Source organism: Fulvivirga imtechensis AK7, from assembly GCF_000331535.1.
Taxonomy (GTDB): Bacteria; Bacteroidota; Bacteroidia; order Cytophagales; family Cyclobacteriaceae; genus Fulvivirga; species Fulvivirga imtechensis.
This window is the reverse complement of sequence record NZ_AMZN01000194.1, coordinates 1-1,783: the sequence shown is the minus strand read 5'-3', so window position 1 is coordinate 1,783 and position 1,783 is coordinate 1. Positions and strand designations below refer to the sequence as shown.

2 protein-coding genes are annotated in these 1,783 nt (G+C 40.8%); both read left to right on the top strand.

The window, feature by feature from the left end; translation table 11 throughout:
* Nucleotides 1-240: 240 nt before the first annotated feature.
* Entirely contained in the window at nt 241-936 is a 696-nt protein-coding gene (locus tag C900_RS27730) for an SDR family NAD(P)-dependent oxidoreductase (protein WP_009583824.1), read from the top strand.
* Between the two features lie 128 nt (nt 937-1,064).
* Nucleotides 1,065-1,628: a Crp/Fnr family transcriptional regulator gene (locus tag C900_RS27725; protein ID WP_009583823.1), complete on the top strand. Its 564-nt coding sequence runs from the start codon at nt 1,065-1,067 to the stop codon at nt 1,626-1,628.
* Nucleotides 1,629-1,783 lie beyond the last annotated feature (155 nt).

The following is a 1,783-nucleotide window of genomic DNA, read 5'->3' as shown; positions in this document are numbered from 1 at the left end:
GCAAAAGGTTGATTATCAATGTATTGCAAAACTTGTCATTGGTACGTGAGGAAGGATCTTCCTAAGTTGTTGGTAGTATCTTTGAACTTAGTAAGATTCTTCGTGCCTCCCCGAGGCAAGTTGGACAGGCAGAATGACCTTAAAAAGAGGTTTTTAGGTTATTTTTGGATACGAAATACAATTTAATCGGTTCCACTATATCGAACTTACGTTAACTTTAGCCAAAACCAGAAATCGACCATGAAGAAAATTGCTATTATTACCGGAGCCTCCGGCAACCTTGGGAAGGCTTGTGTCAGCGCCTTTTTAGATGAAGATTATGATGTAATAGCTACTGTACCTCCGCAAGAATCGTTGGGTTACAATGTGCCCGATCGTGTAATAGTAAAGGAAGTTGACCTTACCAATGAAGGCGATGTATCGCGATTTATTGCCGATCAGGCCTTACAGCGTAGTATAGACTGTGCATTGTTGCTGGTAGGTGGATTCGCCATGGGTAATATCAATGACACCAGCAATGCACAACTGCAAAAAATGTTTTCCTTAAACTTCTTTACCGCCTACCATTGTGCCAGACCACTTTTTCAAAAAATGCAGGAACAGCCTACAGGTGGGCGTATTGTTATTATCGGTAGTAAACCGGCACTCAATCCAAAGGAGGGTAAAAATGCTGTGGCTTATGCACTATCCAAGTCGCTATTATTCGATTTGGCCAACATTTTAAATGCCGAAAGTAGCGAAGGGAAGGTAGTAACTCATGTCATTGCCCCGAGTGTGATCGATACACCACCCAACCGTGAGGCCATGCCAACAGCAGATTTCAACGCCTGGGTGACTCCCGAAGCTATTGCCTCAAATATTTTATGGCTTTGCTCTGAAAAAGGAGCGTCCGTTAGAGGTGGTGTGTTTAAGTTGTATGGAGGTGTGAAGGAATGAATAGGAGTTTTTTTGTGAATTACTTTGAACGGAAATTTATACAACAGTAGAGTGTTTTGATTTTTAATTTACGTATAGCTTTATGTAAATCAAAAAGCCCATTTTTTTTGAAGTAATCATTACCAGTCATGGACAAACACCCTCTAAGAAGACATATAGAAGAGATCACTACACTTACCGATGAGGAATTTGCATATATTCTCACCCATTTCGGTACGGTACACAGACGCAAGCACCAATACATTGTGCAGGAGGGAGAATATGTAGATCGTGAGTATTGGGTAGTAAAAGGATGTTTAAGGGCCAGTTTTTTTGACTACCAGGGCAAAGAGCATATTCTGCAATTCGCGATGGAAGACTGGTGGATTACCGATTATGAGGCTTTTAATAATCGGGTAAAAGCAAAAATATCGGTGGACTGTCTCGAAGATTGTGAACTCTTGTTTATTACTCGTGAGAATCGCGAAAAGCTCAGTGCCGAAATGCACAAAATGGAAAGTTTTTGGGCTCGAAAGACAAAACTTTCTTATATAGCGTTGCAAAATAGGGTATTGTCGCTGCTGAAAGATACTGCAAAAGAAAGATGTGAAAAACTTCAGGCACAATATCCCAAACTGTTCCAACGGATCCCAAAGAAAATGATCGCTTCCTATCTGGGTGTGGCCAGGGAAACGTTAAGCAGGTTGTATTAAATCCCAAATGGAGAGCTTTTGATGTAATCATCTGAAATTTATTACCCTTTCGGCCTCTTCCTCAATGCTATTAATCTAACGTGAGTTCGATATAAAATGCTTAAAAAAGGACAGTCATCCTGACGTGAGGAAGGATCTTCCTAAGTTGTTGGTAG

Bases quoted from the DNA above. Each gene is read 5' to 3' on its own strand.
- C900_RS27725 (WP_009583823.1), top strand. From the start codon at position 1,065: ATGGACAAACACCCTCTAAGAAGACATATAGAAGAGATCACTACACTT.
- C900_RS27730 (WP_009583824.1), top strand. From the start codon at position 241: ATGAAGAAAATTGCTATTATTACCGGAGCCTCCGGCAACCTTGGGAAG.